This window comes from Geobacillus sp. GHH01, from assembly GCF_000336445.1.
GTDB lineage: Bacteria > Bacillota > Bacilli > Bacillales > Anoxybacillaceae > Geobacillus > Geobacillus zalihae.
Genome location: NC_020210.1, coordinates 1,444,240 through 1,463,217 on the forward strand (window position 1 = coordinate 1,444,240; position 18,978 = coordinate 1,463,217).

The following is an 18,978-nucleotide window of genomic DNA, read 5'->3' on the forward strand; positions in this document are numbered from 1 at the left end:
AAAAAGGAAGGGCAGTTAGTGAAAGGATGCCGCTTCCAATCGTTGCAACTGCCGTGATGGGCAGCCAACTGGCAATGAAAACAAGCGCTTGTTTTTCCGGGTGTTGCCAGCCTGCGTTTTTTTCCATTTTAGCCCAAAAATATTACAAAAAACCCGTGTTATAATGAGGGCGAAGGCAAGGGAACAACGAAACCGTTCCTCTTCGAATCTCATCGTGTAGGCATGACTGACGGACGCAAGATCTCTGAAACTTTCAAATAGAGGATACAAGGAGGAATTCCGATGAAGAAAAAAACGTTAGCAACCATCGCCGCTTCGGTCGCGCTCGCCGGCGCTTCGTTCGCGGCAACGAAAACGGAAGCAGCTGGGACGACGTGTCCGACAGCGAATGCGTATCAAGTAAAATATGTCAGCACAAACGTTCAAGATTTTGAGAAATGGCTGCAACAATACTTCCCGTTCGTGTCGTTCCAACCGGTAAAACCGGCAACCCAACAACCGGCGGCAAAACAGCCAACGACAAAACCGCAGGCGCCGGCAACGGTCAAACAGCCAGCGACGAAACCGGCTGCGAATACGCAAGCATCGGCAAAAACGCCAGCGACGGCCCCAACAGCAGCGCCGCAAAAAGCAACTGGCTTAAACGCCTATGAGCAACAAGTCGTTGAACTGACGAATAAAGAGCGGGCAAAATACGGCTTGCCGCCGCTTCAAGTTGACTTGGCCCTCAGCAAAGTCGCCCGCGAAAAATCGCGCGATATGGCGGTGAACCACTACTTCTCGCACAACAGCCCGACGTACGGTTCTCCATTTGAGATGATGAAAAAATTCGGCATCTCGTACACGGCTGCCGGGGAAAACATTGCCAAAGGCCAACGCACCCCGCAAGAAGTGGTCAATGCGTGGATGAACAGTGAAGGCCATCGGGCAAACATTTTGAACAAAAACTTTACGCATATCGGCGTTGGTTTTGAAGAAAATGGATATATTTGGACACAGCAATTCATCCGCAAGTAAGAGACAAACGAAATGCAAGTCGAGGGTGTCCCAAAAGGATCGGGACACCTTTTTTATATAGTCATGAAACAATATGTTGTGTTTCGTTTAAGGAAAAACACCCTTTTGGTTCAGCCCTTTTTTATTTGAAAAATATTTCTCCGATCCCCTATCAAAATATGATATAATTTCCAAAGAAATTCGAAAGACGAAAGATTAGGGGGACAGCGGATGCGAATACGCGATTGGGACCGCAACCTAAAAGTGCGCCTGTTTGGCGAGGCGCTCATGAATACGACCTTTTGGATGTTTTTTCCGTTTATATCGATTTATTTTGCCGATGCCTTTGGCAAAGAGACAGCGGGGTTGTTGTTGATTGTTTCGCAGTTGTTCTCGGTCATCACCAATTTAATGGGCGGCTATTGTGCTGATGTATTCGGACGCAAGCGGATGATGGTGTTATCCGCCTATGGACAGGGGGCGGCGTTTTTCGTTTTCGCCTTGGCCAGCTCCCCTTGGTGGTCGTCGCCGTTTGTTGGATTTCTTAGTTTTACGCTGGCTGGCATTTGCGGGTCATTTTATTGGCCGGCGAGCCAGGCGATGGTGTCCGATGTGGTTCCGGAGAAAGACCGGAGCGATGTGTTTGCTGTGTTTTACACATCCATCAATATTTCGGTTGTCATCGGCCCGACAATTGGCGGTCTTTTTTATGCTGAGCATCGGTTTGCCTTATTGCTTTTGGCGGCATGTTCATGTTTTGCGATGGCAACACTGCTCTCCAAAACGTTGCGTGAGACGGCGCCTCTAGCCGCAGCCGGCCAACAAAGGAGAGGGACATGGCAGTCTTTTTTGCGCACGCAGTTCAAGCAGTATGCCATCATTGTCCGCGACCGTGTCTTTTTCCTGTTTATCGTTGCTGGAGTGTTGGTGGCACAAACGTTTACACAGCTTGACTTGCTGATCCCGGTATATACAAAAGAAACGGTCGAAGCCGAAACATGGGCAGGATGGACGATTGACGGCGCGAGCGCCTTTAGTTGGCTCATTGCCGAAAACGGTCTGTTGGTCGCACTATGCACGGTGGCTGTGACGCGTTGGATGTCTCGCTACTCGGAGCGGCAGGCGTTTGTCGGTTCATCCCTCTTATACGGCATTTCGATGTGGCTGTTTAGTCAAACGTCTTCGCTGCTCGGATTGATCGCGGTCATGGCGCTGTTTACGCTGGCTGAGCTGATGACAGCTGGCTTGCAGCAGTCGTTCATTTCCCGCTTGGCTCCGGAGGTGATGCGCGGCCAATATTTTGCCGCCGCCAGTCTCCGTTTTACGATCGGGCGGATGTTGGCGCCGCTGTCGCTCGTCGCTGCGGAATGGATCGGCTATGCATGGACGTTCGTTGTCCTTGGGATGCTGGCGCTAGGAAGCGCGGCCTTATACGCCTGGATGTTTCAACAAGTCGGGCGGCGAATGGAGCGACCGAACGCTTCGTTTTTGCGATAATGGGCGGTGCAAACGGCTATCCGTTTTTCGCTCAGGCGGGTATAATAAAAAGCGCACCGTTGTTCGTGTAACATATATTCCCTGTCTCTGACATAAAGTGGAACTAGACAGCGAGAAGGAGAGGGGAAGCGCTCATGAAACCGCGCGTGTTCGAACCGGATGCCATTGAGGGGGGAACGGGAAGCCGCGGCGGTCAGAACGGCGCCGCGGCGTTGGCGCGCAGCGAAAAGAGGCAGCAGGCGCGCGTTTTGTCTCGGGAAAAGAGGAGAAAAAAGCAATACCGTCTCATCGGCTGGCTGCTTGTCGCCATCGTCGTTCTGTGGGGGGCGAGCACGCTTCTTTGGAGCGGGTATGGGGCGTTGAAGACGGCCGCGAGCCGAGAAATGGCGATTATGCGCTTAAAAGATGCGATCGAAGACCGCGATGTGGCCGCTTTGCAGGCGATGCTGCGGGTGACGGCGGAAAGCGTGCCGATCAACGAGAAAACGTTGGCGCCGTTGTTCGCGTATGTGGAACGGCACCCAGAAGCGTATGAACAGCTAGATCGGGAGTTTGCCCGCCAGCGCAAGAGCGGCCACGTGTATATTAAAGGATTGACATCTCACCCGCCGGTGTTTACGATTCACGTGTTTGAGGACCGGTATGTGTTTGAGCCAGCCCTCTATTTTCTCCATGTGCGCGTCGATGATCCGGAGGCGTTGCTTGTCGTCAATGGGGTGAAAACGGAAGAGGAGGCGACGAAAGACCCATTTGTCAAAAAAATCGGCCCGTATTTGCCGGGCGCGTACGCTGTAACCGTCGTCCATTCGAATGGGAAAAAGAAAACCGTCCGCGTCGAGCTGTTTGGCGGCGCCCGCGTCCATGAAGTCGATATCACGAAATGAACGAATAAGCAAATACCGCTTCCACGACGGCGGTAATGACAACATCTTGCGTCTGCACAGGCGGCGCTGATGAGGAAACGCTGAGAACAGCCGGACCGTATGGCGACGGCCGGATCGATGACTGTTCTTTCAGTTCAATCGGCGTGTCATAAAGAGGCAAGCTGAGAGCGCGGGCGATGGCCAGCGCTTTTTCTTTGGCGTTTTTCACGGCCAACGCCAATGCCTGCTGGTAATGGGCTTGTTCGTTTGCTAGACGGAATTCCAAGCCGCGGGCGAGGTTTGCTCCATGGGCAACGGCCGCCTCGTAAATGGCGCCGGCTTTTTTAGGGTCGCGGACGGTGATTTCAAGCCAATGTTCGACTCTATAGCTGGATAATACGTCGGCTCCATTGTGATGTTCGTATTGGGGATAGATGGAAAACGCCGTCGTCTCCAAATCTTCTGTTTGCACGCCAAGCGCCTTGAGTGCTCCAATGACTGCGTCGGTGCGTTTCGCGTTGTCAGCAAGCGCTTCTTGAATATGGACGTGTTCGGTGCGCACCCCGATCGCAATGAGGACGGTGTCTGGCTTGGCGCTGACTGTCCCTTGGCCGGTGACGGTCAGTGCGGCGCGGGAGGCGGTTGGCGGTGTGGGGCGGTGCCAAGGCTGCATCGTGTTCCCTCCTTCTGCTGTTAGGCAGTTTTTTTGTCATCATCCGCCGCCTGCCAATAGTAGACGCGCGGCAGTCCGGCATAGCACCAATATTCTTTCAACAGCGAGATCGCGACAAAGGAGACAAGCTGCCAATTGATCGCTTTCATCCCGATTCCCCTTTCGATGGCCCTGTTACTATAGCCTATTCGAAACGGCCATTGTCCTATGCGCGCCGTCCAGTTGGCGATGAAACTTCTTTGGGCGCTTGTACGTATCATGGAATGGACATGCTATAATGAAAGAAAAGATAAAGAAGGAGAGGGACAATGAAGCAGCTGCTTCGTACGATATGGCGTTGGTTTGTCTCATGGAACGCAGGGGTCATCGTCGCGGTGATCGTATTCATCACTGCTGATTTTCGCTTTTGGCCTTCGATTTTATCCGGAATGGGGGCGATGTGGGGGGTGTCCGCCATCATGAAAAGGCGGCATCATCGCCTGCCGGCTGATGTGTCCGCTGAGGAGCTTGTCTACGTTCGCAGCCAGCTTGGCGAAGCGCGCGCGTTATGGAAGCGGCTGCGTCGCGCTCGCTATCGGCTTCGTTCTGTGGTGATGTGGCAAACGGTTTCCCGGTTGAGTGCCATCGTCGATCGAATCATTCGCGCCATCGAGCAACAACCACATCAACTGCGCCTCGCCCAGCCATTTTTCTTAAACGAATGGCCGACGGCGGTGGAGATGGTGGAGAAATACGTTTATTTGGCGCAGCAGCCGGTGCAAAGCGCCGATATGGCAAAAGCGTTGCAGGAGACGGAAAGAGTGCTTGACGAGCTGACTTCAGCGGCTGAACGGCAGTTGCTTGAGGTGTTATCGAACGACATCTGGTCGCTGCAAACGGAAGCGAAATGGCTCGAGCGATCACTCCGACAATCGGATGGGCTTCGTCTGCCGCTGTCAAAGAAAGGAGAATGACGATGGACGAACGGAATCACGGGATGGAATCGACGGATTGGCTGCAAGGGCTGGAACGGACAAGTTCCCTTGATGAGCTGCTTGCAAAGCCGTTTTCTTCGCCGGCCGAACCGCGGCTCAAGGAGGAAGAAAAGCCGGCGCGCGCGCTTGATGCGTTGAAGCCTGAGCATCGGGAAAAAGCGCTTGCGCTCGCCAAACAAATCGACCCGGCCAACCATCAGGCCGTCTTGCAATACGGTGTGGCGGCGCAAGCCGAGCTGTCGAAGTTTTCTCATGCGATTTTGCATCATGTGCAAACGAAAGACGCTGGGCCGGTCGGCGAAGTGATCAGCGAACTGATGGCCAAAATTAAGGAGGTCAACCCCGATGACCTAATGCCGGCGAAAAAAGGGTGGCTGTCCCGCTTGTTCGGCGCAGTGGCCAAGCCGCTGCAAGAGATGGTGGCGAAATACCAAAAAATCGGCGTTGAAATTGACAAAATCGCTGATCGGCTTGAGAAGCACCGGCATTTGTTGCTTCGCGACATCATGATGCTTGAGACGCTCTATGAAAAAAACAAAGACTATTTTGAAGCGCTCAATATTTATATTGCGGCAGCGGAATACAAACTCGAAGAGCTGCGGACGAAGACGATTCCAGAAAAGCAAGCGGAAGCGGAGCGCTCCGGCGACCAAATGGCATGGCAGGATGTACAGGATTTGCGGCAGTTTGCCGAGCGGCTTGAGAAGCGGGTGCATGACCTAAAGCTCAGCCGGCAAGTGACGATTCAAACGGCACCGCAAATCCGCATGATTCAGCATATGAACGAAACGCTTGTCGAGCGGATTCAATCGTCGATTTTGCATGCCATCCCCCTTTGGAAAAATCAAGTCGTGATTGCCTTGACGCTGTTTCGGCAGCAAAGGGCGGCTGCGGCGCAAAAGCAGGTCGCCGAAACGACGAATGAGCTGTTATTGCGCAATTCGGAGATATTAAAAACAAACAGCATTGAAATCGCCAAGGAAAACGAGCGTGGCTTGGTTGATATCGAAACGTTGAAGCGAACACAAGAAAATTTGATCGCTACGCTCGAAGAAACGTTGAAAATCCAAGCGGAAGGCCGATTAAAACGGCAGCAGGCCGAACGCGAGCTGGCGGCGATGGAAGCGGAATTGAAACAGACGCTGCTTGCGCTGAAGCGACCGGAGCAATAAGGGCGGATAGGAGATCGTCCTGTTTCGGCTTGCGGCCAAACGTCCGATGGATCCGACCATGGCTGTAGAAGAAAGCGCCGAAAAACCAAAGATCCTCATGCGAAACGGGTGTCTAGCGAACGAGAAGACACCCGTTTTTTCGTTCGCCATCTGTTTTATGATTTCCCAATTGAAGCTCCCCCACTTCCCTTTTGTACAGGGCGCAACCCAAAACGAAGTGGAGATGCGGCCATTGAATGTTCCAAACAAAGGTGGAGTCATTCACGTTGAAGCCCTGTTTGGAAGGAAGGGGAAGAGGCTGGCGTCTCGGACTGCAGCCGCCAACATTTGTTCCTCCTTCATAGGATGGGGGGATGGGGAGGCTCTTGATGATGCTGTTCATCCTCTTGTTCCGCTCGTTCACGATCGTTGCCGTCCGGGCGGGCGGCGCGGACATCAAACTCTTCTGCCGCCTCCGTTTGCCATTGGCGGCCGATGAGCGGGGCGTCTTTTTCACCGTGCTCGACAGTGACAAATCGCAGCACATAGGCGTGAAACAGCAATTCTCCGAACGCTGTAAGCAGAGCAGAGAAAAACGCCGCGCTTAATATGGCGGCGCCGGCGATGTCATAAAACGCGCCGATGCCGATCCATACCGCTACAAACACAAGACCAAAATCGGCGATCGTCGCTGAGACGTTGCCAAGGCGCCGCAGAACGTACAAGTCGCCGAGCGCATAGGCGACAAGCGTCAGCCAAAGGCTAAACCATAAAATCTCTGCCGATGAAATGCGCAAAAACAGCGGTAAAATGGCAAACATCACCGTGGCGGTCAGCAAATATTTCAGCACTAACGCAAGCAAATGTCTCATTGGGATTCGCCGCCTTTATTCTGCTGGATGGTTTGGACCTTCTAGTTTTTTATCGCCGTACCCCGGCTGTTTTTCCCTCTCTTTGTCCGGTTGCTGCTTTTTTTGTTGCTGTTCAACGCTGTCGTTTCGTGTTGGCTTTCTCATCGGGGCTATCATCCTCTCTTGATCGTTGTTTATTCGTTAGTTTGCCACGTTTGCCTTTCTATATGCATTCATCATCCATAAACTTCCTCTGTTCATTTTTCGCTCTTGTTTTCACACTAATCACGAAACAGCATTCATGTAGGAGGAATGGTGGATGACGAAAAAGAAACGGCCCGTTGCGATTGCGGGGCAGCAATACGATCCGGCAGATGGCGGGGACGAGTCGTTTGTGTATGAGGCGCTCTCTGAGACGCGCGAACAGGTAAGCGATGTGTATGCAGAAGGAACGATTGAGGCGGCAGTGAATCAAGAAAATGGTTCGAACATCCCCCTTTCGCAGTAGTAAGAAACGTCAAGGAGCTGTTCCTTGGCGTTTTGGTTGATGTTTGTGAAACGGGAGGGGAAAAAGGAAAGAAAAACAGTTCGTACTTTCCCCCATCGTCGTCTATACTAGTAGTGCGCACGGCGATTCACCGATATAAGGGGGATGATCATCGTGAGATGGCAGCGGGCTTTATTGGCGTTGCTCAAAGAGCGGAAAGACCATTCCATCGCGTTGGCGATCGACACATCAAACCGTCCGGAGCGGCCAATGCTCATTCAAAACATTGTGAAGCTGTTTGAAAAGCTGCGCCCGGACACGCTGCTCGTCCAAGCGGATTTTAAAATTCGCGATGTATCTCCGGTTGGCGTGGCGACGATTCAATATTTCAAGCACGGGAAATCGTCGTACACCGAAGTGCTGGAATGGGCCGCTGCGCAAAAAATCGATACGTTGTTTTACATCACCGATGTAACCGGCTATTTTTATGAAGAACTCGAAGTCGACTATGAAGTGTTTTGGCTTGTGCCGGACGATTATATGCCGCGCGTGCCGTTTGGCAAGCCGATTCGCGTGGCGTAACACTGTGAGGAATGCCCTTCGTGATGAAGGGCATTCTCTTTTTGTTAGGAAATTTAACAAGTTTTTTGTGAATGAAACCGATTACAACCAAAAACAGACATTGCTTTTGGTGCATTTTTGTTATATATTATGACATATAAAAGGAATGAAAAATAACAAAAAGGGGGATGCGTAAATGGATGAAAAAACGTTGACGCTTGGGCTGGATGCCCTCTGGGTCATGCTTTCGGCGGTGCTCGTCATCGGTATGCAGGCAGGGTTTGCTTTGCTTGAGGCTGGATCAACGCGCATGAAAAACTCCGGGCATGTGGCTGGCAAACAAATTTTAAGCTTTGCCATCGCCTCATTGGCGTTTTGGGCGTTCGGCTTTGCTATTACGTTTGGGGCTGGGAATAGCTTCATCGGGACGGAAGGATGGTTTTTAAAAGAAGGAAAAGGAACGTTTGACTCGTTGTCGTGGGCGAATGTGCCGCTCGAGCTCAAATTTTTATTCCAGCTCGGCTTTGCCGGCGTGTCGCTGGCCATCGCTTGGGGCGGCTTCGCTGAGCGGGCGAAACTGTCTGTTTATTTTCTTTTCGGCACGATTTTTACGATCGCCATTTACCCGGTGATCGGCCATTGGGTGTGGGGCGGCGGCTGGCTTGGAAAAATGGGAATGCAAGATTTCGCTGGTTCGACCGTTGTCCACTTGCAAGGAGCGATTGCGGCGCTCGTGGCTACCATTTTGCTTGGGCCGCGCATCGGCAAGTTCAATAAAGACAAGACTCCGAACGTCATTCCTGGGCATAACCAAGTATATACGGTCATTGGCGGATTGATTTTATGGATCGGCTGGTTCGGCTTTAACGCTGGCAGCACGATGGCGGTTGGCGACGGATTTTTCGGCTATGTCGCGCTGACGACGAATTTGGCCGCCGCGGCGGGAGCGGTCGCCGCGATTGTGACGGCGAAAATTTTGGTCGGCAAAGCGGACATTCCAGCGATGGTCAACGGCGTGCTCGCGGCTTTGGTTGCCATTACCGCCGCGTGCGCGTTTGTCGAACCGTGGGCGGCGGTTGTGATCGGCGCAGTGGCGGGGTCGTTTACGTTCTGGACATCCATCTACTTTGAACGCAAAGGGATTGACGATCCGATTTATGCTTTTTCCGTCCACGGTGTCGCTGGCATTATTGGCACGATTTCAACCGGGTTTTTCGCCTCGCCGCGTTTAGTCGAGATCACGGGCATCGGGAAGGCTGGACTGTTTTACGGCGGCGGATTTGATCAGCTGATTGTGCAAACGGTCGGGGTGCTCGGCGCTGCGGTGTATGTCGCTGCTGTTTCGTTTGTCATCTTATATGCCATGAAGAAAACGATCGGGCTGCGTGTCACGGCGGAACAAGAAATTTCAGGTCTTGATATTAGCGAGCACGGTTCTTATGGCTATCCGGAACAGCTCGATCCGGCGTATCAGCCCAAGACCCTCGCCCAGCAGTAGCCAGGAGGGGAAAGGTGATGGAATCGTTGGCGGCAAAGGTGGTCGAGCGGCTCAACCAAGCCGAGTCGGCCGCCGAACTTCGTTTTTGTCATGATGAACTGGCGCGCGAACTGCGGCGCTGTCTGGCATCTGAACAAATGAAGCAGCTTGCAGGCGACGTCGTTTGCGTGCATGAAGCCATCCTTCGCCGCGCGTTTTTCCTTGCGGAGCGGGAGACGATGAAACGGTCGGTCGGCATTCGTCCCCCGGCGTGGTGCTGGTATGTGATGGGAAGCATCGGCCGACGTGAGCCGACGATTTGGACGGACCAGGACCACGGCATTTTATTCGACTGTCCTGAGGAAGAGGAGGCGGCTTGTTATGAATTCATCCGCCATATGGCGGCGGTTGGGGTGGACATGTTGCATGAGGCTGGGTATCCCTACTGCTCCGGTTACGTGATGGCGACGAACAAGCGGTGGGCGCAGTCGGTCCGCGGTTGGGAGCAACAACTTTCTTCCTATTTAGACAGCGGGTGGCCGAACGACATTCGCTTTTTGTTGATCGCGATGGATATGCGTCCGCTTTATGGCGAGACGGAATTGGCTGAGGAGGGCAGGAGGATGCTGTTTTCGGCGGTGGCCAAACGGCCGCCGCTGTTGGCGCGCATGGGGGAGCACGTTCAATTTCCTCCGGTTCCGCTCGGTTGGCTGGGCAACGTGCAAACGGAGCGATGGGGGCCGCACAGCGGGGCCGTTCATATGAAACAAAGCGGCTACGTGCAGCTCACCAATGCCTTAAAATGGTTGGCCTGTTTTGCGCGCGTCCCGGCGGCGGACACGGCTGAGCGGCGACGGACGCTTGAGGCGGCTGGCGTATTGACGGCGCCGCTTTCCGCCGCCGTTTGCGAGGCGCTGTCTGTTTACTATTCGATTCGTCTTAAGTACAGCACCGAGGCGGGGGACGGGCGTGAATATGTGTTATGGCGGACGCTTGAGCGGACAGAGCAAAAGCAGCTGAAGCAAGCGATGCGCACCGCAAAACGGTTGCAGCGCTTTGTCGCCCGGCGGGTGGCTAACATTCATGCATGAGCGGCACCGTTTTTGGCAGCGGGCGCTCCGCTTGTTGTCGCTCGGCGTTCCGCGCGAGGCATCATCCGCCTTATTTGGGCATGACCATTCGCTGCAACAGGAAACATGGCTTCGCTCGCTGCAAAAGGAAAAACAGCACATCATCGATTGGCATGACCGTTTGACTGACATCCCGTTTGTCATCATCGATATGGAAACGACCGGCTTTTCCCCGGAGCAAGGCGATGAAATTTTGGCCATGGCGGCGGCGAAAACGGTTGGAGGAGTCGTGACCGATGCGTACATGACGCTCGTCAAGCCGGAAAAGCCGATTCCGGAACATATTTCCGCCTTGACCGGGATTGAGGCGAAGGATGTGGTGTTCGCTCCGCCGCTTGCCGAGGCGCTGCGCACGTTTGTGCCGTTTATTGCCGCCGGCGTCTTAATTGGCTATCATATCGGTCATGATTTGGCGTTTTTGCGCCATGCCCTTTGGCGTCATTATCGGCAAAAATGGAGCGGACGTTTTGTCGACTTGCAGCCGATGATGACGCTGATCGGCCATTCGTGCCCGACGTTTGACGATGCGTTAGCTTGTTATGGCATCCGTTGCCCGCGCCGCCATACGGCGGATGGTGACGTCGAAGCGATGGCGAAGCTATGGGCGATCTTGCTCGATGAATTCCGCCAGCGCGGCATCGACACGCTGCATGATCTGTACGCCGCGCTCAGCCGGTGTTGATGTTGCCTGTGCGAAGCCTTTGTGAACTCTCCTTGAGAAGAGCGAAATCCAGTTTAAGCAGCCTGTTTCTGTTGATCGAAAAGCAGTGGGCGCTCGGCGGGGCAAAAAGGGGTTTGCAGGCAAAGGGGGCTGGTTGCAGTGAAAAAAGCGCCGGATTTGGCGCTTTTTTTCGTGTGCGCCCGGCATGGGTGCAGTCTATAGGGTGAAAGTCCCGAACTGCGAAGGCAGAAGTAGCAGTTAGCTTAACGCAAGGGTGTCTGCGGCGACGCAGAATCTGAAGGAAGCGGGCGGCAAACTTCCGGTCTGAGGAACACGAACTTCATAGGAGGCTGGGTATCATTGGGTGAGTTTGCACGACAAAACGAAGCCCTTTCTGCCGAAGGTGATACCGAGTAAATGAAGCAGATGGATGGAAGGAAAGACTGCACTCTTACCCGGGGAGGTCTGTCCGGGAAGCCAAGTGCGCTTGGCAACCGTTGGAGCGATCCAACGCTGAACGGACAGAAGTCAGCAGAGGTCATAGTACCCGTCTAGCTTAAGATAGAAGGGGAAGGACCGAACCATGAAGGAGAACGGCCACTAGGCGTTCATCTTCTTTGATGAAGCAGATAACCCGAAAGGGCCTGCTTGAGGGGGGAAATGGTGAAGTCCATGGGGAACCTCAAGAGGGTGGAGAAGAAGATGGCACAAATAGAACGGACCGTTCACGTAGAGAGGAAGAATCGGAATGTGGATGAAACAGGTAATGTCACGGGAGAATCTCCTGCGAGCACTCAAACAAGTGGAAAAGAATAAAGGGTCCCATGGAACCGATGGAATGTCCGTCAAAGACCTGCGAAGACACCTCGTGGAACATTGGGACGCGATACGGCACGCTTTAGAAGAAGGGACCTACGAACCTTGCCCGGTCCGACGGGTCGAAATCCCGAAACCGAACGGAGGAGTCAGGTTACTAGGAATCCCGACCGTGACAGACCGGTTCATCCAACAGGCCATCGCCCAAGTGCTCACGCCGATCTTTGACCCATCCTTTTCGGAACACAGCTACGGGTTTCGTCCCGGTCGAAGAGGACACGACGCGGTGAAAAAGGCGAAGCAGTATATTCAGGAAGGATATACATGGGTGGTAGATATCGACTTGGAAAAGTTCTTTGATCGAGTCAACCATGACAAACTGATGGGGATATTAGCGAAACGAATTCCAGACAAAATCCTCCTAAAGTTGATACGGAAGTATCTACAGGCAGGGGTCATGATCAACGGGGTGGTCATGGAAACACAAGAGGGGACTCCACAAGGAGGGCCGCTCAGTCCACTCCTGTCCAACATTCTCCTGGATGAGCTGGACAAAGAATTGGAAAAACGAGGGCACAAGTTTGTACGGTATGCGGATGACTGCAATATCTACGTAAGGACGAAGAAGGCCGGGGAACGGGTGATGAAATCGATCACGGCATTCATCGAAAAGAAACTCCGGCTGAAAGTCAACGAAACCAAATCGGCAGTGGATCGTCCGTGGAGGAGAAAATTCCTCGGTTTTAGCTTCACCCCAAGTAAGGAGCCAAAAATCCGAATTGCAAAGGAAAGCATTCGGCGCATGAAGCAAAGGATACGCACCATGACGAGCCGATCGAAACCGATTCCCATGCCCGAACGAATCGAACAGCTCAATCAATACATTCTGGGATGGTGTGGATACTTTTCGCTAGCAGAGACCCCAAGTGTGTTCAAAGAACTAGATGGATGGATTCGACGAAGGCTGCGCACGTGCCAATGGAAAGAGTGGAAACTTCCGAGAACCAGAGTCCGAAAACTGCAAAGTTTAGGAGTGCCCAAGCAGAAAGCATATGAATGGGGAAACACTCGGAAGAAATATTGGAGAGTGGCCGCCAGTCCCATCCTGCATAAAGCCCTTGGCAACTCCTATTGGGAGAGCCAAGGGCTGAAGAGTCTTTATCAACGATATGAATCTCTGCGTCAGACTTAATGGAACCGCCGTATACCGAACGGTACGTACGGTGGTGTGAGAGGACGAGGGTTAGTCACCCTCTCCTACTCGATTCGTATTAGAGCGGCTTTGTCGGCGTCGGTTCGGCGTAGCCTTCTTTATATTTTTCATCGATCATATGCCGAATGTCTTTGATCGATTTCCCTTGATCGTAAGCGGCGATCGATTCAGCGGCGATGTCGAGGCAGACGCCGCATTTGGTCGCATGATCATCCCAGACGACCGAGCCGTCTTTTTTAGTTTCATAGACAAAGCAGTCATAATTGTTCTTATGGCCAGCCGATTGCCCGCAGCCGCAATAGCAAGGGATATTCTCAAGCAGCTCGCGGTGTTCGGCTGCCTGCTGGTACAAGACCGCCATCTCTTCTTCAAACGCGCTCAAAAAGCTTGGCAAATGCTCGATCGATTTTGTTGTTTCGCGAATATCGCCAGTGGCGGTTTTCGTTATATGCGAATGGCTTTGTTCTTGGCTGTTGCCATCTGCGCAGCCTGACAGAAGAACGCTAAACGACAACATACATGCCGCCATCCATACTGGACGTCTCAAATTTCTTCTTCCTTTCTTTTTGGTCGTTTCCTGGCTCGGTTATTGACAGTTTGAATGTATCATACTTTGTCTTGGGCGGCAACCATCTTGTAGCTAGGCGCGCTGTGCTCACCATTCCGGCATAAAAATGGCTGATCAAGGCAGTGCGTTTTCATAAGAAAAAAGAAGACGATGCAAAGGAAGAAGAGGCTTTGCATCGCCTTTCACTGCATTACTGGCCTTGCAGAAAATATTTTTCAATATCATCCAACATCAAGTGGGCCGCAAGTACTCCGCCAGCCGTGTTCCAAATCGTGTCGCTCACTTTGTACACCTTGCCTTGTTTCGCGACGTTTAAGTTTTGAAAGAGCGGGTCGTTGATCCATTCTTTTTCAAGTTCGCTCGCTTTGCCGTCCCCCGTCTCATATGTAAAGTAGAACAGGATGTCGCCATCCATTGCTGGAATGCGTTCTTTCGTCACGCCGGTTTCCGCAAAGTCGTTTACGTTTTGCGATTCCGGGCGGGCGAAGCCAAGTTGATCCAAAATGACGCCGGAGAACGAGTCTTTATGGTAAATGCGCACGTCGCCGGCCATAAAGCGGACGATCGATACTTTCATCTTCAGCTTGTCGCCGAGTTTTGCTTTTAAGTCTTCAATGCGTTTGTCATATTCAGCAATGATTTGTTTCCCTTTTTCCTCTTGGTTCACAGCTTTCGCATACAGCATAAAGTTGTCTTTCCAGTTGCCGCGCAGCGTTTCTGAGAACACGGTCGGGGCGATTTGGTTCAACTGTTCATAAATTTTTTCATGGCGCAGTTTGTTGCCGATAATCAAATCTGGTTTCAAGGCGGCGATCGCTTCCACGTTCGGCTCTGACTCCAAACCGAGCTCTTTGACGCCTTCCATTTTATCTTTAATATGGTCGTACCACGGATCGCCCGTCCACGATTTGACGGCGCCGACTGGTTTCACGCCTAACGCGAGGAGCGCCTCGGTTCCTTCGTTCGTCAAAATGACGACTCGTTTTGGCGTTCCTTTGATTTCGGCCGTGCCCATGGCGTGTTCGACCGTGTAGCTCACTTCCGCTTTCGCCCCATTGTTTTCCGCTGGTTTGGCTGTTTTTTCTTCCTGCTTTCCGCCGCAGCCGGCAAGAAGCAGGAGGGAAAGGATGAAGGCGGAAAGAAGGGTGAGATGCCTTGATTTCATTAGCTAATCCCCCTTTGAATTTGATAATGAATTTCATTTACGTTGATATAATAAATAAGATTGAGAATCATTGTCAACTATAAATGAAAAAATGATAAAAAAATCATAAGAAAATGCGAAAAAACATTGACGATGAGAGTCATTATCAAATAGACTTGACGATAGAGATATAGAGAATGAAGCAAGGGAGATCTCAGAGATGCTGGCGACAAACCGTCAAAAAATGATTGGCCTTATCGGTTTGCTGATTGTGCTGCTTGCCGCCATGTGGATGAGCATCGTTTGTGGATATACCGACACGAGTTGGCGGCAGGCGGTGGCGGCTCTTATCGACAATAATGGATCGAACACCCATTTAGTCGTGGCGACGGTTCGGCTGCCGCGAGCGTTGATTGCGGCTGCCGTTGGCGCAAGCCTAGCGATGGCTGGGGCGCTCATGCAAGCGCTGACGCGAAACCCGCTCGCTTCGCCAGGCATTTTCGGCATTAACGCCGGGGCCGGTTTTTTGATTGTTGTGATGGTCACCTTTTTTTCCATTTCTTCATTGCAAATGTTGTCTTGGGTCGCATTTATGGGGGCGGCTGCCGCGGCGGCGATCGTGTTTGTGATCAGCGCCGCGGGGAAAGACGGGCTGACGCCGCTCAAAATGACGCTTGCCGGCACGGCGGTCGCGGCTTTATTTGCCTCGCTGACGCAAGGAATGCTGGCGATGAATGAAAAAGCGCTTGAAGAAGTGCTCTTTTGGCTGGCCGGGTCGGTCGCTGGCCGGAAGCTCGAGTTGTTGACGGCCGTTTTTCCGTATTTGGCGGCCGCCTGGGCTGGGGCCATGCTGCTGGCGCGCCATGTCAACATCTTAATGATGGGAGACGATGTAGCGAAAGGACTCGGACAGCGAACGAATTTGATCAAGGCTGCCGCCGCTCTGTTAGTCGTGCTGCTGGCTGGCGGATCGGTCGCCGTCGCCGGTCCGATCGGCTTTATCGGCATGATGGTGCCGCATATGGCGCGGGCGCTTGCCGGCGTCGACCACCGCTGGCTGCTCCCGTATTGCGCCTTGCTCGGCGGGATTTTGCTTCTTATGGCCGATATTGGGGCGCGCTACGTTCTGATGCCGCGCGAAGTGCCGGTCGGCATCGTCACCGCCTTGCTCGGTGTTCCATTTTTCATCTACATTGCCCGCAGGGGGATCGCCGCAAAATGAAAAAATACATCACGGTCCGAATGGGAAAACACATCTCGTTTTTCTATGACAAAAAAGCTGTTGCGGTGCTCGCCGCGCTCATAGCAGCGGCCGTTTTCCTTTTCGTTATCAGCATTGGCAGCGGCGAAATGCGCATGTCCCCGCTTGAGGCCGCTGCCGCGCTGTTCGGATACGGAGAGGAAATTCATCAGACGGTGATTGTGACGTTCCGCCTGCCGCGCGTATTGGTTGCCTGGCTGGCCGGAATGGCGCTGGCTGTCGCCGGCGCGGTTTTGCAAGGAATGGTGCGCAATCCGCTCGCTTCGCCGGATGTGCTCGGCATCACCGGCGGAGCGGCGGCCGCGGTCGTTGGCTTTTTGGCGCTGTTTAGCGATGAAAACAACTCTTTGACCGTCAGCATCCACTGGCTGCCGCTTGCCGCCTTTCTCGGCGCTGCGGCCGCTGCTTGGTTCGTGTATATGCTCGCGTGGAAAAACGGTCTCGCCCCGCTTCGGCTTGTGCTGATCGGCATTGGCATTTCCGCGCTCATGCAGGCAGTGACGACGCTGCTCATGATCGTCGGGCCGATTTACCGGGCGAGCCAGGCGAACGTTTGGATCACCGGCAGCGTATATGGCGCATCTTGGCAGCACGTTTCGCTCATGGCGCCATTGGTCATTGGGCTGCTCCTTATGGCCATGCTCGCAGCCCGACACGTCAATGTGCAGGAGTTAGGAGGCGAGCTGGCGGTTGGGCTTGGCAGTGCAGTCGAACGGCAGCGGCTCGGGCTTGTGCTGCTGAGCACCGCGCTCACCGGAGGCGCGGTCGCTTTCGCCGGCGGCATCGGCTTTGTCGGGCTGATGGCGCCGCATATGGCGCGCCGCCTTGTCGGTTCGGCGTTTGGCGCTCTTCTTCCGACCGCTGCGCTGTTAGGCGGCGTGTTCGTCATGGGGGCGGATCTCGCCGGGCGGCTGCTTTTGGCGCCGACGGAAATTCCGGCCGGCGTATTTACGGCCGCACTTGGTGCGCCATATTTTATTTATTTGTTGTACCGAACCCGGAAACCATAAATGAAGGAGGGGGCAAACATGCACGCGCTGCAGGCGAAAGAATTGACATTGTCGTACGGGGATGCGCTCATTATCGATCGGTTGAACTTGACGATTCCAAAAGGGAAAATCACGGTGTTCATCGGCGCGAACGGCTGCGGCAAGTCGACGTTGCTGCGCGCCTTGGCTCGTCTGTTGAAGCCGGCAGGCGGCGCTGTCTTGCTTGATGGAAAAGAGATTGCCAAGCAGCCGACCAAGGAAATCGCCCGCCGTTTGGCCATTTTGCCGCAGTCGCCTACGGCTCCGGAAGGACTGACCGTTTTGCAACTTGTGAAGCAAGGGCGCTACCCGTATCAAACGTGGTTCAAGCAATGGAGCGACGAAGATGAGCGCGCCGTTGCGCGCGCTTTGTCAGCAACAGGACTGACAGAGCTTGCCGAGCGGCCGGTTGATTCGCTGTCCGGCGGCCAGCGCCAGCGCGCATGGATTGCCATGACGCTGGCGCAAGAAACGGACATCATCTTGCTTGACGAGCCGACCACTTACTTAGATTTGGCGCATCAAATTGATATTTTGGATTTATTGTTCGAACTCAATGCAACAGAACAGCGGACGATCGTCATGGTGCTTCACGATTTAAATTTGGCGTGCCGCTATGCGCATCATCTCGTCGCCATTCGCAACAAAACGGTGTACGCCGAAGGGAAGCCGGAGGATGTCATTTCCCGCCAGCTCGTGAAAGATGTGTTCCAAATGGACTGTCAAATTACGTACGATCCGCTCTTTGGCACTCCGCTTTGCATTCCGTACGGCAAAGGGCGGCGCATCCTACAGAAAGAAGGCGTATCGTGATGAGGTTAAGTGAAGAAGAAGTGAAAGCGTTGGAAACGTACCGTTTTTCGAGCGAAGCTGCTGATGTCTCGTCATCGATGTTGTTGGCCCGGCTGCTGAATGATGACGGGCAGCTCGCGAAGTATGTGGCGCACGTCCGCGCCGAGATGGGGGCGGCAAACGACGCCGTTGCGGCGTCGATGCTTGTCAAGCGCTTAAGCTTTTTGGCGCCGATGGCCTTATACGCCGTGTCGGTGTGGAACAAGCGGCTTGTGCTCGATCCTGAGCGAATTTGGCTTGATACGGACGGCGAAGGGGAAATGTGGATGCCGCGCTTTCGCCTTGCGCCGCCGGAAGCGGAGATGTGCGGCATTGAGCGCAGCGGTTGGCGCGAGCAGGCCGTTCGCGACGTGTTCGCCGGCTTGTTCGCTCCGCTCATCGTCCGGTTGCGGCGCCTGACGCGTGTATCGCCGCTCGTCTTATGGGAAAATGTCGCGATTTATGTGTACTGGGTATATGAACGTTGGCTTGAGGATGAGTCGCTTGCCCCGGTCGCCGACCGGCTGCGGGACGATTTCCGCTTTCTCGTTCATGAAGCCGACGGCCGCCTGTTTGGCCAAAAGGACAATCCGCTCCGCCGCTTTTGGAAAGGCGCGAGCGGCATGCAGCGGACGACGTGCTGCCTGTACGTGAAAACAAATGGGGGAACGTGCTGTCAAACGTGTCCCATTCGCGCCCGCCAACGGCAAACCGGGTGACCGGAAGGCCGCCGGCGGGCAGTTCCATATTTTTGACAAAATGTTTGCGAAATTTGTTGATTTTTGCCGTGATTTTC

The 18,978-nt window shown here is 53.6% G+C and carries 21 protein-coding genes; 15 read left to right on the forward strand and 6 right to left on the reverse strand.

What is annotated here, in order from left to right; translation table 11 throughout:
• The first annotated feature begins 282 nt into the window (after positions 1-282).
• From GHH_RS07105 to GHH_RS07115, 3 genes are all read left to right on the forward strand, one after another.
• Positions 283-1,017 (forward strand): CAP domain-containing protein, encoded by a 735-nt coding sequence (locus GHH_RS07105; RefSeq protein WP_015374629.1) that lies wholly within the window; start codon positions 283-285, stop codon positions 1,015-1,017.
• Positions 1,018-1,227: 210 nt separating this feature from the next.
• A complete protein-coding gene (locus GHH_RS07110; protein WP_015374630.1) occupies positions 1,228-2,493 on the forward strand; it encodes an MFS transporter in 1,266 nt (421 codons plus the stop codon).
• 134 nt (positions 2,494-2,627) lie between these two features.
• Complete coding sequence (locus GHH_RS07115) at positions 2,628-3,377, forward strand: hypothetical protein (protein ID WP_015374631.1); 750 nt, start codon at positions 2,628-2,630, stop codon at positions 3,375-3,377.
• On the opposite strand, the gene GHH_RS07120 is transcribed toward GHH_RS07115, so the two are convergent.
• Complete coding sequence (locus tag GHH_RS07120) at positions 3,367-4,029, reverse strand: SIMPL domain-containing protein (protein WP_015374632.1); 663 nt, start codon at positions 4,027-4,029, stop codon at positions 3,367-3,369. The genes GHH_RS07115 and GHH_RS07120 overlap by 11 nt on opposite strands.
• 20 nt (positions 4,030-4,049) lie before the next feature.
• A complete protein-coding gene (locus GHH_RS19630; RefSeq protein WP_013145587.1) occupies positions 4,050-4,178 on the reverse strand; it encodes a hypothetical protein in 129 nt (42 codons plus the stop codon).
• A gap of 159 nt (positions 4,179-4,337) precedes the next feature.
• On the opposite strand from GHH_RS19630, the gene GHH_RS07125 reads away from it, so the two are divergent.
• A complete protein-coding gene (locus GHH_RS07125; RefSeq protein WP_014195622.1) occupies positions 4,338-4,982 on the forward strand; it encodes a 5-bromo-4-chloroindolyl phosphate hydrolysis family protein in 645 nt (214 codons plus the stop codon).
• A 2-nt stretch (positions 4,983-4,984) separates the two neighbouring features.
• On the forward strand, positions 4,985-6,175 hold the full coding sequence (locus GHH_RS07130; protein ID WP_015374633.1) for a toxic anion resistance protein: 1,191 nt from the start codon (positions 4,985-4,987) through the stop codon (positions 6,173-6,175).
• A 338-nt stretch (positions 6,176-6,513) separates the two neighbouring features.
• Here the strand turns inward: GHH_RS07130 and GHH_RS07135 are convergent, their stop codons facing one another.
• Both GHH_RS07135 and GHH_RS19635 read right to left on the reverse strand, forming a co-directional pair.
• Positions 6,514-7,026 carry a YndM family protein gene (locus GHH_RS07135; protein WP_015374634.1) on the reverse strand — a complete coding sequence of 171 codons (513 nt, stop codon included), beginning with the start codon at positions 7,024-7,026 and terminating at the stop codon, positions 6,514-6,516.
• Between the two features lie 15 nt (positions 7,027-7,041).
• Positions 7,042-7,170 (reverse strand): hypothetical protein, encoded by a 129-nt coding sequence (locus GHH_RS19635; protein ID WP_015374635.1) that lies wholly within the window; start codon positions 7,168-7,170, stop codon positions 7,042-7,044.
• A gap of 154 nt (positions 7,171-7,324) precedes the next feature.
• Between GHH_RS19635 and GHH_RS07140 the strand changes: the two genes are divergently transcribed.
• The 6 genes from GHH_RS07140 to ltrA all read left to right on the forward strand — a co-directional run bounded on the left by GHH_RS07140 (position 7,325) and on the right by ltrA (position 13,329).
• Entirely contained in the window at positions 7,325-7,513 is a 189-nt protein-coding gene (locus GHH_RS07140) for a YozQ family protein (protein ID WP_014195626.1), read from the forward strand.
• A 153-nt stretch (positions 7,514-7,666) separates the two neighbouring features.
• Positions 7,667-8,074: a VWA-like domain-containing protein gene (locus GHH_RS07145; protein ID WP_015374636.1), complete on the forward strand. Its 408-nt coding sequence runs from the start codon at positions 7,667-7,669 to the stop codon at positions 8,072-8,074.
• A gap of 175 nt (positions 8,075-8,249) precedes the next feature.
• Positions 8,250-9,551: an ammonium transporter gene (locus tag GHH_RS07150; RefSeq protein WP_015374637.1), complete on the forward strand. Its 1,302-nt coding sequence runs from the start codon at positions 8,250-8,252 to the stop codon at positions 9,549-9,551.
• Between the two features lie 17 nt (positions 9,552-9,568).
• Entirely contained in the window at positions 9,569-10,621 is a 1,053-nt protein-coding gene (locus GHH_RS07155) for a DUF294 nucleotidyltransferase-like domain-containing protein (protein WP_015374638.1), read from the forward strand.
• Entirely contained in the window at positions 10,614-11,342 is a 729-nt protein-coding gene (locus GHH_RS07160) for a 3'-5' exonuclease (RefSeq protein ID WP_013523550.1), read from the forward strand. The genes GHH_RS07155 and GHH_RS07160 overlap by 8 nt, the downstream gene beginning before the upstream one ends.
• A gap of 727 nt (positions 11,343-12,069) precedes the next feature.
• Complete coding sequence (ltrA, locus tag GHH_RS07165; protein WP_015374639.1) at positions 12,070-13,329, forward strand: group II intron reverse transcriptase/maturase; 1,260 nt, start codon at positions 12,070-12,072, stop codon at positions 13,327-13,329.
• A gap of 79 nt (positions 13,330-13,408) precedes the next feature.
• On the opposite strand, the gene GHH_RS07170 is transcribed toward ltrA, so the two are convergent.
• A complete protein-coding gene (locus tag GHH_RS07170; RefSeq protein WP_371198500.1) occupies positions 13,409-13,879 on the reverse strand; it encodes a PCYCGC motif-containing (lipo)protein in 471 nt (156 codons plus the stop codon).
• Positions 13,880-14,108: 229 nt separating this feature from the next.
• The gene (locus GHH_RS07175; RefSeq protein WP_013145575.1) at positions 14,109-15,083 is read right to left on the reverse strand and encodes an ABC transporter substrate-binding protein; all 975 of its coding nucleotides are present in this window, start codon (positions 15,081-15,083) and stop codon (positions 14,109-14,111) included.
• A 199-nt stretch (positions 15,084-15,282) separates the two neighbouring features.
• Between GHH_RS07175 and GHH_RS07180 the strand changes: the two genes are divergently transcribed.
• From GHH_RS07180 to GHH_RS07195, 4 genes are read left to right on the forward strand one after another with little or no spacing between them, the layout of a single operon-like run.
• Positions 15,283-16,284 (forward strand): iron ABC transporter permease, encoded by a 1,002-nt coding sequence (locus GHH_RS07180; protein ID WP_013523561.1) that lies wholly within the window; start codon positions 15,283-15,285, stop codon positions 16,282-16,284.
• Positions 16,281-17,333 carry an iron ABC transporter permease gene (locus tag GHH_RS07185; protein ID WP_015374641.1) on the forward strand — a complete coding sequence of 351 codons (1,053 nt, stop codon included), beginning with the start codon at positions 16,281-16,283 and terminating at the stop codon, positions 17,331-17,333. Before GHH_RS07180 ends, GHH_RS07185 begins: the two co-directional genes overlap by 4 nt.
• Positions 17,334-17,351: 18 nt before the next feature.
• Complete coding sequence (locus GHH_RS07190; RefSeq protein ID WP_015374642.1) at positions 17,352-18,164, forward strand: ABC transporter ATP-binding protein; 813 nt, start codon at positions 17,352-17,354, stop codon at positions 18,162-18,164.
• Positions 18,164-18,901 (forward strand): IucA/IucC family C-terminal-domain containing protein, encoded by a 738-nt coding sequence (locus tag GHH_RS07195; RefSeq protein ID WP_015374643.1) that lies wholly within the window; start codon positions 18,164-18,166, stop codon positions 18,899-18,901. The genes GHH_RS07190 and GHH_RS07195 overlap by 1 nt, the downstream gene beginning before the upstream one ends.
• Positions 18,902-18,978 lie beyond the last annotated feature (77 nt).